Here is a 23032-nt window from a genome sequence, read left to right as displayed (position 1 = left end):
CCCTCCTCCCCCGATCGCCGCCGCACCGTCCTCGTCACGGGCGCGGGCCGCCGGCTGGGTCGCGAGATCGCGCTGGCGCTCGCGGCGGGCGGCTGGCAGGTGGCGGTGCACTACCGCAGCTCGCGGGCCGAGGCCGAGCAGACCGTGGCCGACTGCGGCGCGCGCTCGGGCGACTCGGCCCTGTTCGAGGCCGACCTGGCCGACGAGCAGGCCACCCGCGCCCTGCTGCCGCGCGTGGCGGCGCGCTTTCGCGCTGTCGATGCCGTGGTGCACAGCGCCGCCCTCTTCGAGCACGACGACGCCGCCAGCTTCAGCTACGCGCTCATGGAGCGCCACGCGCGCAGCAACACCGGCGCGGCCATCCTGCTGGCGCAGGCGCTGCACGACCACCTGGCCCGGCGCGACGCGCAGGGCGGTGCCGTGGTGCACCTGCTCGACCAGAAGCTGTGGAACCCGAACCCCGACTTCCTGAGCTACACGCTCTCCAAGGCCGCGCTCGAAGCCGCCACCCCCATGTTGGCGCTGGCGCTGGCGCCGCGCGTGCGCGTGGTGGGCGTGGCGCCCGGCCTCACGCTGGCGAGCCACATGCTCGATGACGACAAGTTCGCGCAGCTGCACAAGCTGTCGCCGCTGGGCCGCTCGTCCACGCCGGACGACGTGACCGCCACCGTGAAGTTCGCGCTGGAGAACAGCTCGATCACCGGCACCACGCTGCTCGTCGACGGCGGCCAGCACCTCATGAAATTCGAGCGCGACTTCTCGCTCATGTGACGAGCACCACCACCATGTCCACGAACACACCGCACGGCCACCAGACACTCACCCTCCATGGCCTGCGCTTCGACGCCAACCTGGGCATCCTCGAGCAGGAAAAGACCGCGCCGCAGCCGATCCTGGTGGACGCCGAGCTCAACCTCGGCCCGCAGCCGCTGCTGCCGCAGGACGACGACATCTTCCACGTGCTGGACTACCGCAAGGTGCGCCGCATCATCATCGACGAGTGCACCGCCGAGCACGTCAACCTGCTCGAAAGCCTGATCGGCAAGCTCGCGCAGCGCCTGCTGCAACTGCCCGGCGTGCGGGGCGTGCGCGTGAAGATCGCCAAGCTCGAAATCTTCGACGACTGCGAAGTCGCCATCCGCATCGAAGCCGGGGAATGGTGATCCAAGGCAAAATCGGGGGTCTTTCCCCTGATTTGCCCGAAGTAGCCCCCCAATGAACGCCGTCTGGATCGACGATACGCCCGAAGCCGGTGCGCCCTCCAACTCGCTGAAGATCGAACGCGAGACGCACAAGCTCGAGAAGCGCCTGTGCCGCCAGGTCGGCCAGGCCATCGTCGACTACAACATGATCGAAGAGGGCGACAAGGTCATGGTGTGCGTCTCGGGCGGCAAGGACAGCTACGCGCTGCTCGACATCCTGCTCAAGATGAAGGCGCGCGCGCCCATCCACTTCGACATCGTCGCGGTCAACCTCGACCAGAAGCAGCCCGGCTTCCCCGAAGAGGTGCTGCCCAAGTACCTGAGCGAGCTCGGCGTGGCCTTCCACATCGAGAACCAGGACACCTACAGCATCGTCAAGCGCGTGATCCCCGAGGGCAAGACCACCTGCGGCCTGTGCAGCCGGCTGCGCCGCGGCATCCTGTACCGCGTGGCCGACGAGCTGGGCGCCACCAAGGTCGCGCTGGGCCACCACCGCGACGACATGCTGCAGACCTTCTTCCTCAACATGTTCTTCGGCGGCAAGCTCAAGAGCATGCCGCCCAAGCTGGTGAGCGACGACGGCAAGCACATCGTGATCCGCCCGCTGGCCTACGTGGCCGAAAAGGACACGGTGCGCTGGGCGCAGCACCGCGAGTTCCCGATCATTCCCTGCACGCTGTGCGGCAGCCAGGAAAACCTGCAGCGCAAGCAGGTCGGCGAGATGCTGCGCGAGTGGGACAAGAAGTACCCCGGCCGCGTGGAAAACATGTTCACCGCGCTGCAGAACGTCGTGCCTTCGCACCTGCTGGACGGAACGCTGCACGACTTCCAGGGTCTGAAGGCGACGGGCGTGGCCGACGAGAACGGCGACAAGGCCTTCGACACGCCCGCTTTCGACCTGCTCTCCCAGGCACCCTCGGCCCTGCGCATCGTCCAGGGCTGACTCGGGCAACCCAGGGGACTTTGAGGGCCGCAGGCCCGGAGACCCTTATGTATCGTGCATTTTCAGCTCTATTTTTGGTAGCAACCCTGAGCGGCTGCGCCACCTCCTGGGTGGTCGACAGCAACGTCAAGAGCTTTGCCACGCCGGGCACGACCGTGCCGCCCGGCGCCACCTACCGCTTCGAGCGCCTGCCTTCGCAGCAGGCCGACACGGCGCGCCAGGAAGGCCTGGAGGCCATGGCCGCGGCCGCGCTCGACAAGGTCGGCCTGCGCCGCGACGACACAAGGCCGCAGTACACGGCGCAGATCGGCGCGCGCGTCACGGCGGCGCTGTCGCCCTGGGCCGATCCGTGGCTGTACGGGCCCGGCCCCTGGGGCTACGGCTACGGCGGCTACTACGGCCACCGCTGGTATGGCAGCGGCTGGTACGGCGGCCCGATGTTCACGCCGCCGGCCAACCCCTGGTACCAGCGCGAGGTGAGCCTCGTGCTGCGCGAGGCGGGCGGCAGCCACCGCGTGGTGTACGAGACCCGCGCGCGCAACGACGGCCCCTACAGCTCGAGCGCGGCGATCCTGCCGGTGATGTTCGAGGCCGCATTGCAGGGCTTTCCGAACCCGCCGCCGGGCGAGCGCCGCGTGAACATCGAGCTCACGCCGGCCGCCAAGAAATGACGCACTTCTAGAATTCGGACGGATGGAAGCCAATCTCACCCGCCTGATCGCCGTGCGCCACGGCGAGACCGCCTGGAACGTCGACACCCGCATCCAGGGCCACCTCGACATCGGCCTCAATGCCACCGGCCTCTGGCAGGCGCAGCGCGCCGGGCAGGCGCTGGCGGACGAGCCGATCGCGGCGGTCTATGCCAGCGACCTCTCGCGCGCCTGGCAGACCGCCCAGGCCATCGCCGAGCCCCACGGCCTCGCCGTGCAGCCCGACCTGGGCCTGCGCGAGCGCGCCTTCGGCCGCTTCGAGGGCATGAGCTTCGCCGAGATCGAGGCCACGCTGCCCGAGGACGCGCGCCGCTGGCGTGAGCGCGACCCCGAGTTCGAGCCCGAAGGCGGCGGCGAGAGCCTGCTGACCTTTCGCGACCGCGTGACAGGCACCGCCTCGGCCATCGCCGCGCGCCACCCGGGCCAGCTGGTCGTGCTGGTGGCCCACGGCGGCGTGATGGACGTGCTCTACCGCGCCGCCACGCGCCAGGAGCTGCAGGCGCCGCGCACCTGGCAGCTCGGCAACGCGGCCATCAACCGCATGCTGTGGACGCCCGAGGGCTTCAGCCTCGTCGGCTGGAGCGACATCGCGCACCTGGCGACGGACGCGCCGCTGGACGAGACCACGACCTAGTGGGGTGAGCCGCTTGCCTCTCTTCGCCCCGGGCAAGACGCTCCCATGAGAAAAACGAACCCCACGCCCTCGGCCTACGCCAGCTGGGACGCCTCCCAGTCGCTGTCCGCGCCGTGGATCGACGCCACGCACCTGGGAAGCTTCGTCACCCTGGAAGCCGGCGACACCATTGCGCGCGAAGGCGAACGGCACGACTACTTCTATCTCTTGCGATCGGGCTTCGTGCATTCCACGATCCACAGAAGCAACGGCGCGGAGTTCCTGCTCGAGATCTTCGGGCCGGGTGCGATCTTCGGCGAAGGCCCGGCGTTTGCCGACAGCCCCCGGCCGACGACGACCCGGGCGGTCGCGCCGGCCCTTCTCAGCCGCTACCGCCCGGCGGATGTCGCGCAGCAGTTTTCGGCGCTGCCCGAACTCGCGACCTCGTTGATCCAGCTGCTCGGCTTCAAGAACCACATGATCGTGGCCAAGCTCGCCGGGGTGGCCTCGGCGGCGCCCAAGGAGCGGGTCATCGACTTGCTGCTGCGGGTGGCGCGCCCGCCATCGGAGCAGGCACCGAAACAACTCACCGTCGATCTGACCCACGAGCAGATCGGCGCCATGACGGCCTTGAGCCGTGTCACCGTCACGCGCACGTTGAATGCGCTGGCGAGAGAAGGGCTCATTGAAACGCGGGCCCGGCAGGTCAGCATTCCGAATGCGCCGGCCCTGCATCGTTTCCGCGACGCGACACCGTAAGGAAAAAGCCCGCTTCCTGTATCGCTGGATACCGTCGACACCCTCACCCCCTCGCGATCATTCATCCCGTCACACACATGGGAAGAGCAGCGGCGGAGGGAATGGAGAGAGCCGTTGAGGAGAGAGGCCGGAGCGCCTTCAATGGGCGATGGTCCGGGTGTGGCTTAGCGCTGGACTGCACAAGTCCTTCCTGGCCGGGTGGCTCACGCTCATGGCCATCCGGCATCTTTTGAATCGCCGTCAGGCGTGTGATTTGAACCGCCGTCAAGCGTGCGAGGCCGCGTGCCCCGCCGCAGCCTCGGCCTTCGCCTCGCCCGGCAGTTCCACCATCGGCCCACTGCCGCTGTAGCGGTCGAGCGCCAGGTAGATCGCGGGCGTGATGTACAGCGTGATCACCTGCGAGAAGATCAACCCGCCCACCACCGCCACGCCCAGCGGCTGACGCAGCTCGGCGCCGGCACCCAGTCCCAGCGCGAGCGGCAGCGCGCCCATCAGCGCGGCCAGCGTGGTCATGAGGATCGGGCGGAAGCGCAGCCGGCAGGCCTCGCGGATCGCGTCGACCGGCTGCATGCCTTCGGTGCGCTGCGCGTCGAGGGCGAAGTCGATCATCATGATCGCGTTCTTCTTCACGATGCCGATCAGCAGCAGGATGCCGATGGTCGCGATCAGCGTGAGGTCGAAGCCGAAGAGCTTCAGCGAGATGAGCGCCCCCACCGCCGCCGAGGGCAGGCCCGCCAGGATGGTGAGGGGGTGGATGTAGCTCTCGTACAGCACGCCCAGCAGCACGTAGATGACCAGCACCGCGAGCACCAGCAGCACGGCCTGGCTCGACTGCGAACTCTGGAACACCGCCGCATCGCCGCCGTAGGTCGTGATGATCGACTGCGGCATCTTCAGCTCGTCCTTGAAGCGGTCGATCTTCGCGGTCGCGTTGCCCAGCGGCACATCGGGGCCGAGGTTGAACGACACCGTCACCGCCTGCAGCTGGCCCTGGTGGTTGACCGAGGTCGGCCCCACGGTGCGCTTGACGGTCGAGAAAGCCGACAGCGGCACCAGCTTGCCGGTGGTGCTGCGCACCGACAGGCGCGCCACGTCTTCCTCGAACTGGCGGTCGCTGTCGGCCGCCGACAGGATCACCTGGTAGGTGTTGCTGGCGCCGTAGATGCTGCCGATCTGGCGGTCGCCGTACGCGTTGTACAGCGCGGTGCGCAGGTCGCCCACGGCCACGCCGAGCACGCCGGCCTTGTCGCGGTCGATCTCCAGCGTGGCCTGCAGGCCGCGGTTCTGCGAGTCGCTCGTCACGTCGCGGAAGTCGGGGTCGGCGCGCATGCGCTCCATGAGTTTGGTCGACCACGGCACCATCTCGCCGGCATTGACGCTCTGCAGCGTGTACTGGAAGCGCGCCTTGCTCTGGCGCCCGCCCAGGCGCAGGTTCTGCACCGGCTGCATGTACACGGCAATGCCCGGAATCTCGCGAAAGCGCTGGCGCAGCGACTCGAGCACCTTGGCCATCTTGGGGCGCTCGCTGCGCGGCTTGAGCACCGCGAACAGCCGGCCCGAGTTCTGCGTGGCGGTCGGGCCGCCCACGCCGACGAAGGAACTGACGTAGTCCACGCTCGGGTCGGCCTTGAGCGCGGCGGCCACGCGGTCCTGCAGCGCCTTCATGGCGGTGAACGAAATGTCTTCGGCCGCCTCGGTGGTGATCTGGATCTGGCCGATGTCTTCCTCGGGGAAGAAGCCCTTGGGAATGCTGATGAAGAGCCAGGCCGTGACCACGAAGGTCAGCCCCGCCATGACCAGCATCAGCGCGCGGTGCCCGAGCGTCCAGTCGAGCGTGCGCATGTAGCCGCCGTGCACGGCGCGGTAGCCGCGCTCGAAGGCACGGCCGATCGCCGTGCCGGGCTCGGGGTGCTCTTCCTCGTGGTCGAGTGCGCCTTCCTTGCGCGGCACGTGCTTGAGCAGCCGGCTCGCGAGCATGGGCACGAGCGTGAGCGACACCACGGCCGACACCAGCACGGCCAGCGCCACCACCACGGCGAACTCGTGGAACAAGAGGCCGATCACGCCGGGCATGAAGAAGATCGGGATGAACACGGCCACCAGCGAGATCGAGATCGACACGATGGTGAAGCCCACCTCGCGCGCGCCGCGCAGGGCGGCGGCCATCGGCTCCATGCCCTTCTCGACGTAGCGCATGATGTTCTCGAGCACCACGATGGCGTCGTCCACCACCAGGCCCACGGCCAGCGTGATGCCCAGCAGCGAGACGTTGTCCAGGCTGTAGCCGAAGGCGTAGAGCAGCGCCACCGCGCCAATGAGCGAAATGGGAATGGTGGCCGCCGGAATCAGCGTGGCCACCAGCCGGTGCAGGAACAGGAAGATCACCAGCACCACCAGCGCGATGGTGCCCAGCAAGGTGAGCTGCACGTCGTGCACCGCCTCGCGGATCGAGAGCGAGCGGTCGTTGACCATGTGGATCTCGACCGACTGCGGCAGCTCGGCCTTGAAGCGCGGGATGAGCGCGCGCACCGCGTCCACCACCTGCACGGTGTTGGCGTTGGGCTGGCGCTGCACGGCCAGCGAAATCGAGTCTTGCCCGTTGAAGCTGCTGGCAGTCTTGACCGACTCGAAGCTGTCTTCGAGCGTGGCCACTTCGTCCAGCCGCACCGGCGCGCCGTTGCGCTGCGCGATGATCAGCTTGGCGAAGTCGGCCGCTTTCATGAGCTGGCGGTTGGCCTGGATGGTGAGCGTCTGGCGCGGGCCGTCGAGCGTGCCGACCGGCGTGTTGGCGTTGGCCGAATTCACCGCCTTGGCCAGCTCGTCGAGCGTGATGTTGCGCGCGTTGAGCAGGTCGGCGTTGGCCTTGATGCGCACCGCGAAGGCCTTGCGCCCGTACACGCCCACCTGCGCCACGCCGTCGATGGTCGAGAGCGTGGGCGAAATGAGGTTCTCGGCGTAGTCGTTGAGCTCCGACGGGTTCATCGACGGCGAGATCAGCGCGATGAACAGCACCGGCGCGTCGGCCGGGTTCACCTTGCGGTACGAGGGCAGCTGCGTCAGTTCTTGCGGCAGCTGGCGCTGGGCGCGCAGCAGCGCGGCCTGCACGTCAACCGCGGCGGCGTCGATGTCGCGGCTGCTGACGAATTCGAGCGTGAGCGAACTCACGCCCTGGGTGTTCACCGAGCTGATGGTCTGCAGGCCGGGGATGGTCGAGAACTGCTTTTCGAGCGGCAGCGCGACCGAACTCGCCATGGTGTCGGGGCTGGCTCCCGGCAGCTGCGCGTTGACGTTGATGACCGGCGTGTTGTAGCTGGGCAGCGCCGCCACCGGGATGCTGAAGTACGCAAAGATGCCGATGACCACGACGGCCGCCGACAGCAGCACCGTCATCGCCGGACGGCGGATGCAGAGCTCTGAGATGTTCATGCGCGTTCTCGTGCCGGCTGAACATCCGACGAAGCGGCGCTGCCGGGCGTGACGCCCGTGGTGCCGTTGGCAGGCGCCCCGCCTGGTCCGGCCGGTGCCTTCACGTCGATGCGCACCTTGCCGCCCGGGCGCACGTTCTGGCTGCCTTCGATCACGACCTGCTCGCCGGGCGTCACGCCGCTCACGGCCACCTTGGTGCCGAAGGTGTGGAGCACCTTGACCTGGCGGCGCGCCGCATTGCGCTCGGCATCGACCACGTACAGCGTGGCGCCGTCGGACAGCATCATGAGCGCCGCGGCCGGCACCACGGTGACGCCGTCGAGCATGCGCACCGTGATGCGCGTGTTGACGAACTGGCCGGGCCACAGGCTCTGGTCGGCGTTGGCGAACACAGCCTTGGCGCGCACGGTGCCGATCTGCGGGTCGACCGTGTTGTCGACGAAGTCGAGCGTGCCGAACAGCGGCTCGCGGCGGCCCGTGACCAGCGCCTCGACCTTGGCGCGCGTGCGCGCCGCGGCCAGCAGGTCCTGCAGGTTGCCTTCGGGCACCGGGAAGCTCACGGCGATCGGGTCGAGCTGGGTGATGGTGACCAGCGACAGCGTGGGCTGCACCAGCGTGCCCGGGTAGATGTTCACGGCGCCGATGCGCCCCGCGATGGGCGCGCGCAGCGTGGCGTAGCCCAGCGCCACCTGCGCCGACTGCACGGCCGCGCGGTCGGCCGCGACGGCGGCGCGCTGCGCCTGGAGCTGCGACAGCGTGGCATCGGCCGCGCTCTTGGCGATGAAGTTCTGCGCCACCAGGTCCTGGCTGCGCTTGTACTGGCGCTCCAGGTCGGCCATGGTGGCCTCGTCCTTCTGCTGCTGGGCCCGGGCGCGGGCCAGGTTGGCCTGGTCGTTGCGGTCGTCCAGCGTGAAGAGCAGCTGCCCTGCTTTCACGAACTGGCCTTCCTTGACATGCACCGCGCTCACGGTGTTGGTGACCTGCGGGCGCAGGTCGACGCTGTTGAGCGAAACCACGCTGCCGTTGACCTGCACCGTGACCGGAACGTCCTGCTTCTCGGCCGTGGCCAGCGTGACCAGCGCGGCGGGAGGCCCGGCGTTCGCGGCCTTGGCATCCTTCGTGTCCTTCGTGACGGGCCGATCGCCCGACATGCGCCACCAGCCGCCTGCGACGGCTACGATCAACACGCCCGCGAGGGCGAAGGCGGCAGATTTCTTCATGGGTTCTTGTGCACTTTGGGCTGACAGCAGCTATTGGAGCAGTGGCCGACGCACGGTGTTCACGGGCGCCGTAAAGAAATGTAAAGCAGGCCGACGCAAAGCCCCCGCACCACCCGCTGCACCCGGTATGAGGGAAAACACCCCCTCGCTAAAATCGCCGGTCCACAGCCTCTGGATATACCCCATGAACCGCTGCAAGACACCCACGAAAACACTCACCTCCCTCGCCCTTTGCGCAGCCCTTGCCGGCGCCGCAGGTCTTTTCTCCCTCCACGCCAGCGCCCAGGACGAGGTGCCCCGTCCGCAGACCCAGAACGAGTCGCTCAATGGCGGGCGCAACTTCCCCATCGGCACGCTGCGCGGCAAGTTCATGGTGACCAGCGCCCCCGACGTCGAGCTCGACGGCCGGGCCGACCGCCTGGGCGCCGGCGCGCGCATCCGCAGCCCGCAGAACATGCTGGTCATGCCCGGCGCCATCGTCGGCCAGAAGTACCTCGTGAACTACACGCGCGACGCCGCCGGGCTGCTGCGCGAAGTCTGGATCCTGACGCCCGACGAGGCCATGGCCAGCCGCGAATCGCTGAACAAGCCGTTCCTGAACATCTGGCCGTTCGTCTCGAACGACACGCTGAACACGCAGTAACGCGGCCGGGCCGCAAGCAAGCAAAAATCCGCGGGCGCCACGCGCGCCTCGCAGCCCTTCCTCTTTGCGAAGGGCACAGAGAGCTCCCCATGAAAAAAGTATTCATCAAGACCTTCGGCTGCCAGATGAACGAGTACGACTCGGACAAGATGGCCGACGTGCTCCACGCCGCCCAGGGCTACGAGCCCACGCAGAACGTGGACGAGGCCGACCTCATCCTGTTCAACACCTGCTCGGTGCGCGAGAAGGCGCAGGAGAAGGTGTTCTCCGACCTCGGCCGCGTGAAGCACCTGAAGGCCAAGGGCGTGAAGATCGGCGTGGGCGGCTGCGTGGCGAGCCAGGAAGGCCAGGCCATCATCGCGCGCGCGCCCTACGTCGACATCGTGTTCGGCCCGCAGACGCTGCACCGCCTGCCCGAGATGCTGAACGACCGCGAGCGGCTGGACCGCCCGCAGGTGGACATCAGCTTCCCCGAGATCGAGAAGTTCGACCACCTGCCGCCCGCGCGCGTGGAAGGCGCGACCGCCTTCGTGTCGATCATGGAAGGCTGCTCCAAGTACTGCAGCTACTGCGTGGTGCCCTACACCCGCGGCGAGGAAGTGAACCGCCCCCTGGACGACGTGCTGGTCGAGATCGCCGGCCTGGCCGACCAGGGCGTGCGCGAGATCACGCTGCTGGGCCAGAACGTGAACGCCTACCGCGGCAAGATGGGCGACACCGCCGAGATCGCCGACTTCGCGCTGCTCATCGAGTACGTGGCCGAGATCCCCGGCATCGAGCGCATCCGCTACACCACGAGCCACCCGAACGAGTTCACGCCCCGGCTCATCGAGGCCTACGCCAAGGTGCCGCAGCTCGTCTCGCATTTGCACCTGCCGGTGCAGCACGGCAGCGATCGCATCCTCATGGCCATGAAGCGCGGCTACACCGCCATGGAATACAAGAGCACGGTGCGCAAGCTGCGCGCCATCCGCCCCGACCTGGCGCTTTCCAGCGACTTCATCGTCGGCTTCCCCGGCGAGACCGATGCCGACTTCGACAAGATGATGAAGCTCATCGACGACTGCCAGTTCGACAACAGCTTCAGCTTCATCTTCAGCCCGCGCCCCGGCACGCCCGCCGCCGCGCTGCAGGACGACACGCCGCACGAGGTGAAGCTGGCGCGCCTGCAGACGCTGCAGCGCGTGATCGACGGCAACGTGCGCCGCTTCGGCGATGCGCTGGTGGGCAGCACGCAGCGCGTGCTGGTCGAGGGCGCCTCGCGCAAGGACGCCAACGAACTCATGGGCCGCACCGCCTGCAACCGCGTCGTCAACTTCGAAGGCGACGCCCGCCTCGTGGGCCAGATGGCCGACCTGCGCATCACCCGCTCGCTGGCCTACACGCTGCGCGGCGAGGTGGTCACGCGCGAATCGGCCCTGGCTGCTGCCGCCACGGCGCTCGCCCACTGATGGCGAAACGTCCATCCGTCCGGGGCTCGTTCCAGCAGCTCCTGCTGTTTGCCTTCCTGCTGATCACCGCGCTGCTGGTGGGCGTGGCGCTGCGCTCGGTGCTGCAGTACGACGCGCTCGTCACGCAAAGCCGCGACGCCGCCGCGCGCGCGCTGCGCCTGTCGGGCGCCTCGCAGTCGCTGGCCGAACGCAGCGCGGCCATGGAGCGCGCGGGACGCCAGTCGCTGGTGCTCAACGACGCCGTGCTGCGCCGCCGCTTCGACGAGGCGGCGCGCGAAGCCCACCAGGTGCTGGAGCGCCTGGAACGCAACGGCCTGCCGGCCGCCGGCATCGACATGTGGCGCAGCCAGCTCGGCGTGATCGAAGGGCTGCTCGGCGGCAGCCCCGACAGCGCCCTGGCGCGCGAAAGCACGATGGCGATGCAGTTCCGCGAACTTGACGCGCTCAACACCAACATCGCCCAGCAGGCGCAGTTCCTGATCGAAACGCAGAACGACGCGCTGGCCAAGCGCATCGAGAACGCGCGCCGCCGGCTGATGCGCGAGGTGGTGGCCGCCAGCGTGCTGGCTGTGTCGCTGGCGCTGGCCTTCGGCATCTGGCTGGCGCGCCCCTTCAAGCGGCTCGAGAACGCCATCGTCGGCCTGGGGCAGAACCGGCTCGACGAGCCCATCGACATTCGCGGCCCGGCCGACGTGCGGCGCGTGTCGCAGCAGCTCGAATGGCTGCGCCTGCGCCTGACCGAACTCGACGCCGACAAGGCGCGCTTCCTGCGCCACGTGTCGCACGAGCTGAAGACGCCGCTGGCGGCGCTGCGCGAAGGCGTGTCGCTGCTCGAGGACGGCGTGACCGGCCCGCTGAACCCGGCGCAGCTCGAGGTCGCGCAGATCCTGCAGCAGAACACCGTGTCGCTGCAGAACCAGATCGAGGCGCTGCTGCGCTTCAACGCCGCCGCCTTCGAGGCGCGCGAGCTGCGCCGCGAGCGCACCGAGCTGCTGCCGCTGATCGAGGAGCAGATCGAGGCCCAGCGCCTGCAGTGGCAGGCGCACGGCCTGCGCGTGCGCGCCGAGGGCGAGCCGATCGCCCTCACGGTCGACCGCACCAAGCTCGGCACCGCCATCGCCAACCTGCTGTCGAACGCGATCCGCTTCTCGGCCGCCGGCGGCGTGATCACGCTGGCCGTGTCGGGCACGCCCGAGGCGGTGCACATCGACGTGTGCGACGCCGGCCCCGGCATTGCCGTGAACGACCGCGACCGCATCTTCGAACCCTTCTTCCGCGGCGAGCGCCAGCCCGAGCACACGGTGAAAGGCACCGGCATCGGACTTTCCATCGTGCAGGAGTACATTGCAGCCCATGGGGGCCGCATCGCCCTGCTGCCGGACGGCCCCGGTGCACGCTTTCGCATCGAACTGCCGCGCACGACCTGACCCCGGACACCCCACCCACACCGCCCCGCGCCTTTTCGACCCATGTTCCTTTCGTTCGTCCGCAGATCCACCTTCGCCGGGGCCATGGCCGTGCCATGCGCCCTGCTGCTGGCGGCCTGCGCCTCCCAGCCCAAGCCGCCGGCCGAAGCCGACGCGCTGCCGCCGCCCGTGGCCGCGCCGCGCGTGGTGCCGGTCGAGGCCGAGCCCCGCGCGCCGGCCACGCAGCCGGCCTCGCTCTTCACGCAGCTCACCCAAGGCCCCGTCGCGACCATGCTGGCCTACGCAGACAAGGTGCGCCCGCTGGGCGGCGCCGACCTGAGCGCCGAAATTGCGCGCGTCGGCGAACAGGGCGAAACGCCCGCGGCGCAGATGCAGCTGGCGATCCTGCTCGCGCAGACCCGCGTGCCGGCCGACCTGGCGCGCGCGCTGGGCCTGCTGCAGCGCGTGATCGCCAACCCGGCCCCCGAGGCGCAGCCGCTGCATCCGCTCGCGCGGGCGCTGGCGGCGCGCTATGTCGAGCAGCGCCGCGTCGAAGACGACCGCGACAAGCAGGTGCAGCAGCTGCGCGACAGCCAGCGCCGCATCGACCAGCTCAACGAGCGCATCGAGGCGCTGCGCGCCATCGAGCGCAGCTTCGCCCGGCCGAACACGCCGGCCCCCACGCCCTCCAACGGAAGCAGATCCAACCCATGAGTACAGCTGGTGCCCGCCTCCTCGTGGTCGATGACGACCCGGACATGCTGCGGCTGCTCTCGATGCGGCTGGTGTCGGCGGGCTACCAGGTCACGGCCGTCACCTCGGCCGAGACCGCGCTCACCCAGCTCGAGATCGAGCACCCGCAGCTCGTGCTCAGCGACGTGCGCCTGCCCGGGCGCGACGGCCTGCAACTGTTCGACGAGATCCGCAAGCGCCACCCGACGCTGCCGGTGATCCTGCTGACCGCGCACGGCACCATTCCCGACGCGGTCGAAGCCACGGCGCGCGGCGTGTTCACCTACCTCACCAAGCCCTACGACGCGCGCGAGCTGCTCGAGAAGATCGCGCAGGCGCTGGCGCTCGGCGCCCCGGCGGCCACGCCGAGCAAGACCGGCGACGACAGCTGGCGTTCGGAAATCGTGAGCCGCAGCAACCGCATGGCCGAGCTGCTGGCCGAGGCGCGCATGGTCGCCAAGTCGGACGCCTCCGTGCTGCTGCGCGGCGACTCCGGCGCCGGCAAGGAGCTGCTGGCGCGCGCCATCCACAAGGCCAGCGCACGCGCCGACAAGCCCTTCGTGGCGGTCAACTGCGGCGCCATTCCCGAAGCGCTGCTCGAGTCCGAGCTGTTCGGCCACATGAAGGGCGCCTTCACCGACGCCCACGCCAACCACAAGGGCCTGTTCCAGCAGGCCGACGGCGGCACGCTGCTGCTCGACGAAATCGGGGACATGCCGCCCGCGCTGCAGGTCAAGCTGCTGCGCGTGCTGCAGGAGCGCGCGGTGCGCCCGCTGGGCGCCAGCCAGTCGATCGAGGTCGACGTGCGCATCGTCTCGGCCACCCACCGCGACCTGGACGCCGCGATGGAAGCCGGCCAGTTCCGCGAAGACCTCTATTACCGCCTGAACGTGGTGACGCTCACGCTGCCGCCGCTGTCGGCGCGGCGCGAGGACATTCCGCTGTTGGCCAACCACTTCCTGCAGAAGCTGTCGACCAAGTACGGCAAGCGGCTGTCGGGCTTCGCGCCCGAGGCGCTGAAGGCGCTCACCACCGCCGCGTGGCCGGGCAACGTGCGCCAGCTCTACAACGTGGTGGAGCAGGTCTGCGCGCTGTCGGGCTCGCCGCTGATCCCGCTGGCGCTGGTGCAGCGCGCGCTGCGCGTGCCGAGCGTGGAGGTGCTCACCTATGCCGAGGCCAAGCAGCGTTTCGAGCGCGACTACCTCGTCGGCCTGCTCAAGCTGACCGACGGCAACGTGGCCGACGCCGCCCGCCTGGCCGACCGCAACCGCACCGAGTTCTACCGCCTGCTGCAGAAGCACGAGCTCACGCCGGGCAACTTCAAGGCCGACGTTGTCGCTCCCGGTGGCGACCCTGTCGCCGAGTAGCGACAGGCCTAAGTCGTTGATTTGAAAGGCTGTTTCCCGAGGGCCTCCCCGGCTTGTCGGGATTCGGCGACAAAAACGGGGGTTTCGTGGGCCCGGCAGGCCCCTCCCCCACGGAAAACGGTTTTGGATCGCGCCAAGTCGTTGATTTGAAAGCGTTTTTCCAGGCTGGCACAGGGTTTGCCCCTGTACTGGCATGACAGCACTTACCAGCCCATCTTTCGCACTGCGTCCGCAGCGCGACGGCCTGCGTCAAAAGCAGTTTTCCTCCTCGCGGCCCCGTGCCGCGGGCCATTCGCTGACCGCGCTCTCCGGCGTCGGCGGCGCCGCCACGGACTGCGTCTTCAAGCGCCTTCCGGCCATTGGCGACACCCCCCTCGACAAGCAACGTTGGTGAATGAACCGATGAAGCCGAACGACTTCTCCCACCTCAACGTCCTCGCCGAATCCGATTTCGCACGCCGCAGCGCGCTGCGCGAGGAACGCCACCCCAACGCCGTCACCGCACCGCCGCTGAACCGCGGTTCCATGGCACCGCGCCCCTGGCGCGGTTTCTGGAACAGCCTCGGCACCGCGCTGCTCGTGCGCCTGGGCGCCGGCCGCAATGCCGACAGCGCCCCCGCCGCCAAGCAAGCCGCCCCGGCCCCGCAGGCCTGGGAACGCGCCGCCGGCCAGCGCCGCCTCGCCTTCATGCTGCTCACGCTGCTGAGCACCGTGATCGCGTCGTCGCTGTTCGCCAGCGTGCAACCCGACTACGACAACGTCTGGCTCGAATACGGCCAGATCGGCCTGTACGGCCTGCTCTCGGGCTGGGTCGTGACCGGTTTCGTGACCGCGCTCATGGGCTTCTATGTCTCCGTGCGTGGTGACAAGCACGCCCTCTCGGCGAAACAGGTGGCCCACCACCCGATGAACCCCGAGGCACGCACCGCGATCATCATGCCGATCTGCAACGAGGACGTGGCCACCGTGTTCGCCGGCCTGCGCGCCACCTGCGAATCGGTCGCCTCCACGGGCCACGCCAAACAGTTCGACGTGTTCGTGCTGTCCGACAGCTACAACCCCGAGACCGCCGCCGCCGAGCGCGCCGCCTGGGAAGACCTGCGCGCCGCGCTGGCCGAAAGCCCCAACCAGCCGCAGGTCGAGGTGTACTACCGCCTGCGCACCCGCCGCACGCACCGCAAGGCCGGCAACGTCGCCGACTTCTGCCGCCGCTGGGGCAAGGACTACCGCTACATGGTCGTGCTCGACGCCGACTCCGTGATGAGCGGTGACTGCCTGGCCTCGATGGTCAAGCTGATGGAAGCCAACCCCACCGCCGGCATCATCCAGACCGCGACGCAGGCCATCGGCCACGTCACGCTGCACGCCCGCGCCCAGCAGTTCGCTTCGCGCGTCACCGGCCGCCTGTTCACGCTGGGCATGCAGTTCTGGCAGCTCGGCGAGTCGCACTACTGGGGCCACAACGCGATCATCCGCGTCGAGGCCTTCATGAAGCACTGCGCGCTGGCCCCGATCAAGGGCACCGGCGGCATGTCGGGCGGCATCATGTCGCACGACTTCGTCGAAGCCGCGCTGATGCGCCGCGCCGGCTACCACGTGTGGCTGGTGTCCGATCTGGTCGGCAGCTACGAACAGCAACCACCGGACCTGCTGGCCGAGCTGCAACGCGACCGCCGCTGGTGCCAGGGCAACCTGCAGAACGCCCGCCTGATGGCCGAGCCCGGCATCCACCCGGTGCACCGCGCGATGTTCGTGACCGGCACCATGGCTTACGTGTCGGCCCCGCTGTGGCTCGCCTTCCTGACGCTGGGCACCGCCCTGTGGCTGAGCGGCTCGAGCCTGGTGTCGAGCTGGAACGTGCTGCCCGCCGAACTGGCCGGCCTGTGGGTCTGGACCCTGTGCCTGCTGTTCCTGCCGCGCGTGCTGGGCATCGCTGCCGTGCTGATGCGCGGCGAGCAACGCCAGTACGGCGGTGTGTGGGGCCTGGTGAAGAGCTCGGTGCTCGAAGCCGGCCTGGCCATCGTGCAAGCCCCGGTGCGCATGCTGGCCCACTCGCTGTTCGTGCTCGTCGCCCTCACCGGCATCAAGCTCGACTGGAAGTCGCCCCCGCGTGAAGCCGCCGCCGTGCCGTGGAAGGTCGCTGCCTCGCAGCTGGCCCCCATGACGCTGGTGATCGCCATGCTGGCCGTCGGCGTCGCCATGATCGACCCGAGCGCGCTGATCTGGCTCATGCCCGTCGGCCTGCCGCTGCTGCTGGCGATCCCGCTGACCGTGCTGACCAGCCAGATCGCGCTGGGCACCACGCTGCGCGACCGCGGCTTCCTGCTGATTCCCGAGGAATCGCGTTCGCCCGCCGTGTTGCGCCGCGCCTGGATGCATGCACTGCGCCTGGCGCGCCCGGCGGCACTGGCCACGGCCTGATGCGATCGCCGCCCTGCGACTGATCGCTCCAAAGAAAAAGCCCGCTTCGGCGGGCTTTTTGCTGGGCGGTGCGCGATGCGCATCGATATCTCAGAAGGGCAGCCAGCGGCGCCAGAACGGCGGACGGGGTGCGTGGGCGCCGCGCGCCACCAGCGCCGCGACGAGCGCCTCGCGGCCATGCTTGCGGGCGGCCTGCAGCGGCGTGAGCCCGTCGAATTCAGACAGCAGGTTCGGATCGGCGCCGTGGTCCAGCAGGTAGCTGGCGATCTCGCCGTGCCCCTGGACCAGGCTGGCCACCAGCGGTGTGCACAGGATCTCGGGGTGCTGGTAGTTCGGATTCACGCCCGCACCGATGTGATAGCGCACCAGGTCGAGGTCGCCGGTCAGCGCGCCCTGGTAGAGCTCTTTCCAGTCGCCTGCGGACATGGCGGGGCTGCGCGCCTCTCTATATATGTATGCGTCGAGCGGCCGGGCTCAGAACGGCAGCTTGCCGCCGCCTCCGCCCATGCCGGGCATCCCGCCCATGCCCTTCATGCCGCCCATCTTCTTCATCATCTTCATGAGGCCGCCGCCCTTCATCTTCTTCATCATGCCCTGCATCTGCTCGAACTCGTTGAGCAGGCGGTTCACTTCCTGAACCTGCACGCCGGCGCCGGCCGCGATGCGGCGCTTGCGCGTGGCCTTGAGCAGCTCGGGCTTGCGGCGCTCCAGCGGCGTCATGCTCTGGATGATGCCTTCCTTGCGGCGGATGTCGCGCTCGGCGCGGGTCATGTCGGCCTCGGTGGCCTTGGCGGCCATCTGCTGCGGCAGCTTGTCCATCAGGCTGGAGAGGCCGCCCATCTGCTTCATCTGCTGCAACTGGCCGAGGAAGTCGTTCAGGTCGAAGCCCGCGCCGCTCTTGACCTTAGCCGCGAGCTTCTGCGCCGCTTCGACGTCGACGCCGGCCGTGACCTGCTCGACCAGCGCGACGATGTCGCCCATGCCCAGGATGCGGCCCGCATGGCGCTCGGCGTCGAACACCTCGAGGCCGTCGATCTTCTCGCTCACGCCGGCGAACTTGATCGGCACGCCCGTGACCTGACGCACCGACAGCGCCGCACCGCCGCGCGAATCGCCGTCGGTCTTGGTCAGGATGATGCCGGTGAGGGGCAGCGCCTCCTTGAAGGCCTTGGCAGTGTTGATCGCGTCCTGGCCCTGCATGGCATCGACCACGAACAGGGTTTCGACTGGGTCGAGCTCGGCGTGCAGCTGCTTGATTTCGGTCATCAGCACTTCGTCGATCGCGAGGCGGCCGGCCGTGTCGACCAGCAGCACGTCGAAGTAGTGGCGCCTGGCGTGGTCGAGCGCGGCGCGCGCGATGTCCAGCGGCTTCTGGTCGGGCGTGCTCGGGAACCACTCGGCGCCGGCCTGCTTCGTGACGGTCTTGAGCTGCTCGATGGCGGCCGGGCGGTACACGTCGCCCGACACCGTGAGCACCTTCTTCTTGCGCTTCTCGATCAGGTGCTTGGCCAGCTTGGCGGTGGTGGTGGTCTTGCCGGCGCCCTGCAGGCCGGCCATGAGGATCACCGCCGGCGGCTGGGCCGCGAGGTTGATGTCCGACACGCCCTCGCCCATGGTGGCGGCGAGTTCGCGGTTCACGATGCCGACCAGCGCCTGGCCCGGTTTGAGCGAGCCCAGCACTTCCTGGCCGAGCGCCTTCTCCTTCACGCGGGCGACGAAGTCGCGCACCACGGGCAGCGCCACGTCGGCCTCCAGCAGCGCCATGCGCACCTCGCGCAGCATGTCCTGCACGTTGCTTTCGGTGATGCGCGCCTGGCCGCTCATCGTCTTGACGAGGCGGGAGAACTTTTCGGTGAGGGCGGTGGCCATGAAGGAAATACCTTGTTGTCCGCGGCAGCGGACCGATGGAAAGTCGTGAAAACCTGGAAGCGGTATGTGGGCCCGCTCTCTCGCGGGGGGTGCCCCCGGCGGGGGTGGGCGAAGCGACGCGACGTGCGCGAAGCCGGGGGGCGAGCCTATACACTCCACCGATGATTTTAGCGATCCCCTCCCCACTCGGCGTGGCACTGGGCATCGCCACCGCGGCAGCCTACGGTTTTGCCGCTGCCGCCGGTGCGCGGCTCAGCCGCCAGACCACCCAATGGGCGCTCGGCATCGCATGGCTGCTGCACGCTGCGGTGCTCGGCCACGGGCTGATCGGCGGCGACCCTCGCTTCGGTTTTGCGCCGGCGCTGTCGGTCACGGCGTGGCTGGTGCTCACGGTCTACGCGGTCGAAAGCCGCCTGTACCCGCAACTGAAGGCACGCCGCGCGCTGGCCTGGCTGGGCGCGGCGGCGGTGCTGCTGGCGCTGCTGTTCCCGGGCACGCCGCTGCATGTCAGCGCCTCGCCCTGGCTGCCGCTGCACCTGGCGCTGGGCATCGCCTCGTACGGCCTGTTCGGCGCCGCCGTGGTGCACGCCTGGCTGATCACGCGGGCCGAAAAGCAGATTCGCCTCGCCAGCGCCGATGCGCAGGCCGGCGTGCCGCTGCTCACGCTGGAACGGCTCACCTTCCGCTTCGTGACGGCGGGCTTCGTGCTGCTGTCGGCCACGCTGCTGGCCGGCCTGCTGTTCAGCGAACAGCTCTACGGCGCCGCCGGCCGCGCCTGGAAGTGGGACCACAAGACCATCTTCTCGGTGCTCGCCTGGCTCAGCTTCGCGGTCCTGCTGACCGGCCGTGCACGCTTCGGCTGGCGCGGGCGCACCGCGCGGCGCGTGCTGTATGCGGGCGCGGCGCTGCTGCTGCTGGCCTACGTGGGCTCGCGCTTCGTGCTCGAAGTCGTGCTGACGCGCCTGCCCGCATGAAGTACCTGCTCGTCCTCGCGGTGGTGTGGGTCGCGATCTGGCTCTGGCGCAAGAACCGTCGCGAAGAGATGCGCGACGCGCAGCAGGAACGCGCCAAGAAAGCGCAGCAACGCACGCCGGCCGTCGGCCCGCCGCAGGCGATGGTGCGCTGCGCCCATTGCGGGCTGCACCTGCCCGCGGCCGACGCACTCGCCGGGCCGGACGGCGCGGTGTTCTGCAGCGCCGCGCACCGCCAGGCCGGCACCTCCGCATGAGTTCATTGCGCCGGTCGCGCGGCGAGCCGGCCACCGACTGGGACGTGCTCGACCTGGGCGCCGGCGACAGCACGGCCCTGCTGCGGCTGTGGCGCGGCTTCATGGCGGCGCGCTGTTTTGTGGCGCTTGTGCTGGTGCTGCTGCAGGGCGTGGCCTTCGCCATCGGGCAGGCCGTGCAACCGCTGCCGATCGTGCTGTCGGGCGGCTACCTCGTGCTGGCCTGGCTGGAGATGCGCTACGCGCACTTCGAACCGCCGATCCGCGGCTTCTCGACGCTCTGGCTGCTGACCATCGGGGTCGACCTGGGCATCTTCAGCGCCTTGCAGGTGCTGCAGGGCGGCAGCGTCAACTACACGCCGCTGTTCGCGCTGCCCGTCCTGATGAGCGCGGTGCTCGGCACACTGCTAGTCGGCCTGGGCACCACGGCCACCGTGACGCTGCTGCTGCTGGCCGACGCCGGCTGGCACTGGCTGCAGCAACCCGGCGAAGCCTCGGCGCGCTTCGTGCAGGCCGCCCTCACCGGCACGGGCCTGTTCGTGGTGGCGCTGCTCGCGCACGAACTCGCGCGCCGGCTGGCGCGTGAGGAAGCGGTGGCGCAACGCAGCCGCAGCCACGCGCAGATGCAGGCGCAGGTCAACGACCTGGTGATCGAAACGCTCACCGAAGGCGTGCTGGTGATCGACGCCGAGGGCCTGGTGCACACCGCCAACCCGGCGGCCGACGCGATCCTCGGCCAGGGCCTGGCGCAGCTGCCGCTGCCGTTCCCGCTGCACACCCAGCCGGCCTGGCACGCGCTGGCCGCGCTGGCGCGCCAGACCTTCGCGCGGCGCGCGCCGCAGACCGAGGAGATCCCGGTGGCGCAGGCGCGCGGCGCGGCGCGCGAGGTGCGCGTGCGCACCCGGCTCACGCCCACCGACGACCGGCGCGCCGACAGCCTGTGCGTGATGTTCCTGCAGGACCTGCGCGAGCTCGAAGCCCGCATCCGCACCGAAAAGCTCGCCGCGATGGGCCGCATGTCGGCCGCGGTGGCGCATGAAATCCGCAACCCGCTGGCCGCCATCGCACAGGCCAGCGCGCTGCTCAGCGAAGACCTGACCGACCCGGCGCATCGCAAGCTGACCGACATGGTCCAGCACAACGCGCAGCGCCTGGCGCGCATCGTGGACGACGTGCTCGACGTCTCGCGCGCGCGCCAGCAGCGCGTGCTCTCGCTGGGCGAACAGCTGGTGCTCGACCCGGCGGCGCAGATCCTGGCCGAGGAATGGATACGCCAGACCCAGCGCAAGGGCGTGCGCGTGGCGCTCGACGCGCAGGGCAGCGAAGTGCGCTTCGAAGCCGAGCACCTGCGCCGCCTGCTGGTGAACCTGCTGGACAACGCCGCCCGCTACGCCAGCCAGCGCGAAGGCGCGATCCAGGTCATCACCACCTTGCAGCGCGCCGGCGTGCAGCGCCCCGCGCTGCTGGTGTGGAGCGACGGCGCGCCACTGGAGCCGGCGGTGCAGCGTCACCTGTTCGAACCCTTCTTCTCGTCCGAGAGCCGTTCCAGCGGCCTGGGCCTGTTCCTGTGCCGCGAGCTGTGCCGGCGCCACGGCGCCACCATCGGCTACGAACGGCGCGCGCTGGTGCCGGGCGGCCCCGAGGGCAACGAATTCTTCGTCAGCTTCGCACCGAGCGAAAACCGGCTGACACAATAGCGGCCGTGAGCTCCCTCCCGTCTTCCGCCGCCGCCCCGCGCCCCGCGCAGATCCTCGTCATCGACGACGAACCGGACCTGCGCACGCTCTACGAACTCACGCTGCTGCGTGAAGGCTACCGGGTGGAAGCCGCGGGCAGCGTGTCCGAAGCCTGGCAGCACCTGGAGGCCGGCCGCTTCGACGCCGTGATCACCGACATGCGGCTGCCCGACGGCGAAGGCATGGAGATCATCCACCGCATCCAGAAAGACCAGCGCAGCGAGCGCTGCGTGGTCATGACCGCCTACGGCTCGGCCGAGAACGCGGTCGAGGCGCTGAAGGCCGGCGCCTTCGACTACCTCACGAAGCCGGTCGACCTGAAGCAGTTCCGCGCCGTGGTGGCGTCGGCCGTGCAGGCCAACCGCGCCGCGGTGGTCGTGCCGCAGAAGCCGGCGCCGCAGGCCGCGGGTCACGGCGGCGAACGCCCCGATGTGCTGTCGGTGACGCGCAGCGGCGCCACCGCGCTCGACCGGCTGGTCGGCGACTCCGACCCGATGCGCCTGGTCAAGTCGCGCATCGCCAAGGTGGCGCGCGGCATGGCACCGGTGCTGGTGCGCGGCGAATCGGGCACCGGCAAGGAGCTGGTCGCGCGCGCCGTGCACGGCTGCAGCCAGCGCAGCGAAGGTCCCTTCGTCGCGGTGAACTGCGGCGCGATTCCCGAGAACCTGCTCGAGGCCGAGTTCTTCGGCGCCAAGAAGGGCTCGTACACCGGCTCGTCGCAGGACCGCGACGGCTACTTCCAGGCGGCGCGCGACGGCACGCTGTTCCTGGACGAAATCGGCGACCTGCCGCTGGCCATGCAGTCGAAGCTGCTGCGCGCCATCCAGGAGCGCAGCGTGCGCGCCATCGGCTCGACGCAGGAAGACGCGGTCGACGTGCGCATCGTGAGCGCCACCCATAAGGACCTGCACGCCGAGGTGCTGGCCGGCCGCTTCCGGCAGGACCTGTTCTACCGCCTCAACGTGATCGAGATCGCCGTGCCCGCGCTGCGCGAGCGCCGCGAAGACCTGCCCGCGCTGTGCTCCGCGCTGCTCGCGCGCATCGCGCAGGACGGCGGCCTGCCCGTGCCGCGCCTGTCCGACGCGCTGTTGCAGCGCCTGGCCCAGCACCCACTCGACGGCAACGTGCGCGAGCTCGAGAACCTGCTGCACCGCGCCGTGGCACTGAACGACGGCGACGAGCTGCACATCGACCTGATGGGTGCGATGACGCCGATGCCGGCCGCGCAGCGCAACGAATCCGCTGAAGCGCCAGCCGCCGTTGCGGTGGCTGCGGCCCCCGCGCCGGCGGTCGAGCCCAAGCCCGCCCC

The 23032-nt window shown here is 69.5% G+C and carries 20 protein-coding genes; 16 read left to right on the top strand and 4 right to left on the bottom strand.

Translation table 11 applies throughout. The features are described from left to right. From AC07YS_RS30285 to AC07YS_RS30260, 6 genes are all read left to right on the top strand, one after another. Positions 1–771 (top strand): SDR family oxidoreductase (locus tag AC07YS_RS30285; protein WP_495275756.1); only part of this gene is annotated, 771 nt, incomplete at its 5' end. A 14-nt stretch (positions 772–785) separates the two neighbouring features. Beyond that, on the top strand, positions 786–1163 hold the full coding sequence (locus AC07YS_RS30280; RefSeq protein ID WP_495269569.1) for a dihydroneopterin aldolase: 378 nt from the start codon (positions 786–788) through the stop codon (positions 1161–1163). Between the two features lie 52 nt (positions 1164–1215). Then, positions 1216–2145 (top strand): tRNA 2-thiocytidine(32) synthetase TtcA, encoded by a 930-nt coding sequence (ttcA, locus tag AC07YS_RS30275; RefSeq protein ID WP_062477895.1) that lies wholly within the window; start codon positions 1216–1218, stop codon positions 2143–2145. A gap of 74 nt (positions 2146–2219) precedes the next feature. Continuing rightward, entirely contained in the window at positions 2220–2816 is a 597-nt protein-coding gene (locus AC07YS_RS30270; RefSeq protein ID WP_390346616.1) for a DUF4136 domain-containing protein, read from the top strand. Between the two features lie 22 nt (positions 2817–2838). Then, complete coding sequence (locus AC07YS_RS30265; RefSeq protein ID WP_492698028.1) at positions 2839–3489, top strand: histidine phosphatase family protein; 651 nt, start codon at positions 2839–2841, stop codon at positions 3487–3489. 45 nt (positions 3490–3534) lie between these two features. Continuing rightward, positions 3535–4227, top strand: coding sequence for a Crp/Fnr family transcriptional regulator (locus AC07YS_RS30260; RefSeq protein WP_495269568.1), 693 nt, complete (start codon positions 3535–3537; stop codon positions 4225–4227). A 264-nt stretch (positions 4228–4491) separates the two neighbouring features. Here the strand turns inward: AC07YS_RS30260 and AC07YS_RS30255 are convergent, their stop codons facing one another. Further along, on the bottom strand, positions 4492–7653 hold the full coding sequence (locus AC07YS_RS30255) for an efflux RND transporter permease subunit (protein ID WP_495269567.1): 3162 nt from the start codon (positions 7651–7653) through the stop codon (positions 4492–4494). After that, the gene (locus AC07YS_RS30250) at positions 7650–8873 is read right to left on the bottom strand and encodes an efflux RND transporter periplasmic adaptor subunit (protein WP_206167840.1); all 1224 of its coding nucleotides are present in this window, start codon (positions 8871–8873) and stop codon (positions 7650–7652) included. The genes AC07YS_RS30255 and AC07YS_RS30250 overlap by 4 nt, the downstream gene beginning before the upstream one ends. A 184-nt stretch (positions 8874–9057) precedes the next feature. Between AC07YS_RS30250 and AC07YS_RS30245 the strand changes: the two genes are divergently transcribed. The 6 genes from AC07YS_RS30245 to mdoH all read left to right on the top strand — a co-directional run bounded on the left by AC07YS_RS30245 (position 9058) and on the right by mdoH (position 16893). Next, entirely contained in the window at positions 9058–9516 is a 459-nt protein-coding gene (locus tag AC07YS_RS30245) for a hypothetical protein (protein ID WP_487848065.1), read from the top strand. Between the two features lie 89 nt (positions 9517–9605). Beyond that, positions 9606–10967, top strand: a complete 1362-nt coding sequence (gene miaB / locus AC07YS_RS30240; RefSeq protein WP_159273894.1) for a tRNA (N6-isopentenyl adenosine(37)-C2)-methylthiotransferase MiaB — start codon at positions 9606–9608, stop codon at positions 10965–10967. Then, entirely contained in the window at positions 10967–12394 is a 1428-nt protein-coding gene (locus AC07YS_RS30235) for a sensor histidine kinase (protein ID WP_095743632.1), read from the top strand. Before miaB ends, AC07YS_RS30235 begins: the two co-directional genes overlap by 1 nt. Positions 12395–12478: 84 nt before the next feature. Beyond that, positions 12479–13087 carry a hypothetical protein gene (locus AC07YS_RS30230; protein WP_240531305.1) on the top strand — a complete coding sequence of 203 codons (609 nt, stop codon included), beginning with the start codon at positions 12479–12481 and terminating at the stop codon, positions 13085–13087. Continuing rightward, entirely contained in the window at positions 13084–14472 is a 1389-nt protein-coding gene (locus AC07YS_RS30225) for a sigma 54-interacting transcriptional regulator (RefSeq protein WP_139703030.1), read from the top strand. The genes AC07YS_RS30230 and AC07YS_RS30225 overlap by 4 nt, the downstream gene beginning before the upstream one ends. Before the next feature lie 402 nt (positions 14473–14874). Beyond that, positions 14875–16893, top strand: a complete 2019-nt coding sequence (gene mdoH / locus AC07YS_RS30220) for a glucans biosynthesis glucosyltransferase MdoH (RefSeq protein WP_139703029.1) — start codon at positions 14875–14877, stop codon at positions 16891–16893. Between the two features lie 90 nt (positions 16894–16983). Here the strand turns inward: mdoH and AC07YS_RS30215 are convergent, their stop codons facing one another. Both AC07YS_RS30215 and ffh read right to left on the bottom strand, forming a co-directional pair. After that, positions 16984–17319: an ankyrin repeat domain-containing protein gene (locus tag AC07YS_RS30215; RefSeq protein WP_492744412.1), complete on the bottom strand. Its 336-nt coding sequence runs from the start codon at positions 17317–17319 to the stop codon at positions 16984–16986. A gap of 48 nt (positions 17320–17367) precedes the next feature. Continuing rightward, on the bottom strand, positions 17368–18762 hold the full coding sequence (gene ffh / locus AC07YS_RS30210) for a signal recognition particle protein (protein ID WP_070060104.1): 1395 nt from the start codon (positions 18760–18762) through the stop codon (positions 17368–17370). 161 nt (positions 18763–18923) lie between these two features. Between ffh and AC07YS_RS30205 the strand changes: the two genes are divergently transcribed. The 4 genes from AC07YS_RS30205 to AC07YS_RS30190 form a co-directional block, all read left to right on the top strand. Continuing rightward, positions 18924–19736, top strand: coding sequence for a cytochrome C assembly family protein (locus AC07YS_RS30205; RefSeq protein WP_056575582.1), 813 nt, complete (start codon positions 18924–18926; stop codon positions 19734–19736). Continuing rightward, positions 19733–19990 (top strand): PP0621 family protein, encoded by a 258-nt coding sequence (locus AC07YS_RS30200; RefSeq protein ID WP_070060105.1) that lies wholly within the window; start codon positions 19733–19735, stop codon positions 19988–19990. Before AC07YS_RS30205 ends, AC07YS_RS30200 begins: the two co-directional genes overlap by 4 nt. After that, entirely contained in the window at positions 19987–21684 is a 1698-nt protein-coding gene (locus tag AC07YS_RS30195) for a two-component system sensor histidine kinase NtrB (protein ID WP_495269566.1), read from the top strand. The genes AC07YS_RS30200 and AC07YS_RS30195 overlap by 4 nt, the downstream gene beginning before the upstream one ends. Before the next feature lie 5 nt (positions 21685–21689). Then, positions 21690–23032, top strand: a 1343-nt coding sequence (locus tag AC07YS_RS30190) for a sigma-54-dependent transcriptional regulator (protein WP_495275755.1), incomplete at its 3' end; no start/stop codon positions are given.

This window comes from Variovorax sp. GW458-11-26-14-LB1 (genome assembly GCF_059423965.1).
The sequence above is the reverse complement of the archived record's forward strand: the minus strand, read 5'-3'. Positions and strand labels throughout refer to the sequence as shown.

Excerpts from the sequence above, each read along its gene's own strand:
- AC07YS_RS30280 (WP_495269569.1), top strand. The coding sequence starts at position 786 with ATGTCCACGAACACACCGCACGGCCACCAGACACTCACCCTCCATGGC.
- ttcA (WP_062477895.1), top strand. The coding sequence starts at position 1,216 with ATGAACGCCGTCTGGATCGACGATACGCCCGAAGCCGGTGCGCCCTCC.
- AC07YS_RS30265 (WP_492698028.1), top strand. The coding sequence starts at position 2,839 with ATGGAAGCCAATCTCACCCGCCTGATCGCCGTGCGCCACGGCGAGACC.
- AC07YS_RS30260 (WP_495269568.1), top strand. The coding sequence starts at position 3,535 with ATGAGAAAAACGAACCCCACGCCCTCGGCCTACGCCAGCTGGGACGCC.
- AC07YS_RS30255 (WP_495269567.1), bottom strand. The coding sequence starts at position 7,653 with ATGAACATCTCAGAGCTCTGCATCCGCCGTCCGGCGATGACGGTGCTG.
- AC07YS_RS30250 (WP_206167840.1), bottom strand. The coding sequence starts at position 8,873 with ATGAAGAAATCTGCCGCCTTCGCCCTCGCGGGCGTGTTGATCGTAGCC.
- AC07YS_RS30245 (WP_487848065.1), top strand. The coding sequence starts at position 9,058 with ATGAACCGCTGCAAGACACCCACGAAAACACTCACCTCCCTCGCCCTT.
- miaB (WP_159273894.1), top strand. The coding sequence starts at position 9,606 with ATGAAAAAAGTATTCATCAAGACCTTCGGCTGCCAGATGAACGAGTAC.
- AC07YS_RS30235 (WP_095743632.1), top strand. The coding sequence starts at position 10,967 with ATGGCGAAACGTCCATCCGTCCGGGGCTCGTTCCAGCAGCTCCTGCTG.
- AC07YS_RS30230 (WP_240531305.1), top strand. The coding sequence starts at position 12,479 with ATGGCCGTGCCATGCGCCCTGCTGCTGGCGGCCTGCGCCTCCCAGCCC.
- AC07YS_RS30225 (WP_139703030.1), top strand. The coding sequence starts at position 13,084 with ATGAGTACAGCTGGTGCCCGCCTCCTCGTGGTCGATGACGACCCGGAC.
- mdoH (WP_139703029.1), top strand. The coding sequence starts at position 14,875 with ATGAAGCCGAACGACTTCTCCCACCTCAACGTCCTCGCCGAATCCGAT.
- AC07YS_RS30215 (WP_492744412.1), bottom strand. The coding sequence starts at position 17,319 with ATGTCCGCAGGCGACTGGAAAGAGCTCTACCAGGGCGCGCTGACCGGC.
- ffh (WP_070060104.1), bottom strand. The coding sequence starts at position 18,762 with ATGGCCACCGCCCTCACCGAAAAGTTCTCCCGCCTCGTCAAGACGATG.
- AC07YS_RS30205 (WP_056575582.1), top strand. The coding sequence starts at position 18,924 with ATGATTTTAGCGATCCCCTCCCCACTCGGCGTGGCACTGGGCATCGCC.
- AC07YS_RS30200 (WP_070060105.1), top strand. The coding sequence starts at position 19,733 with ATGAAGTACCTGCTCGTCCTCGCGGTGGTGTGGGTCGCGATCTGGCTC.
- AC07YS_RS30195 (WP_495269566.1), top strand. The coding sequence starts at position 19,987 with ATGAGTTCATTGCGCCGGTCGCGCGGCGAGCCGGCCACCGACTGGGAC.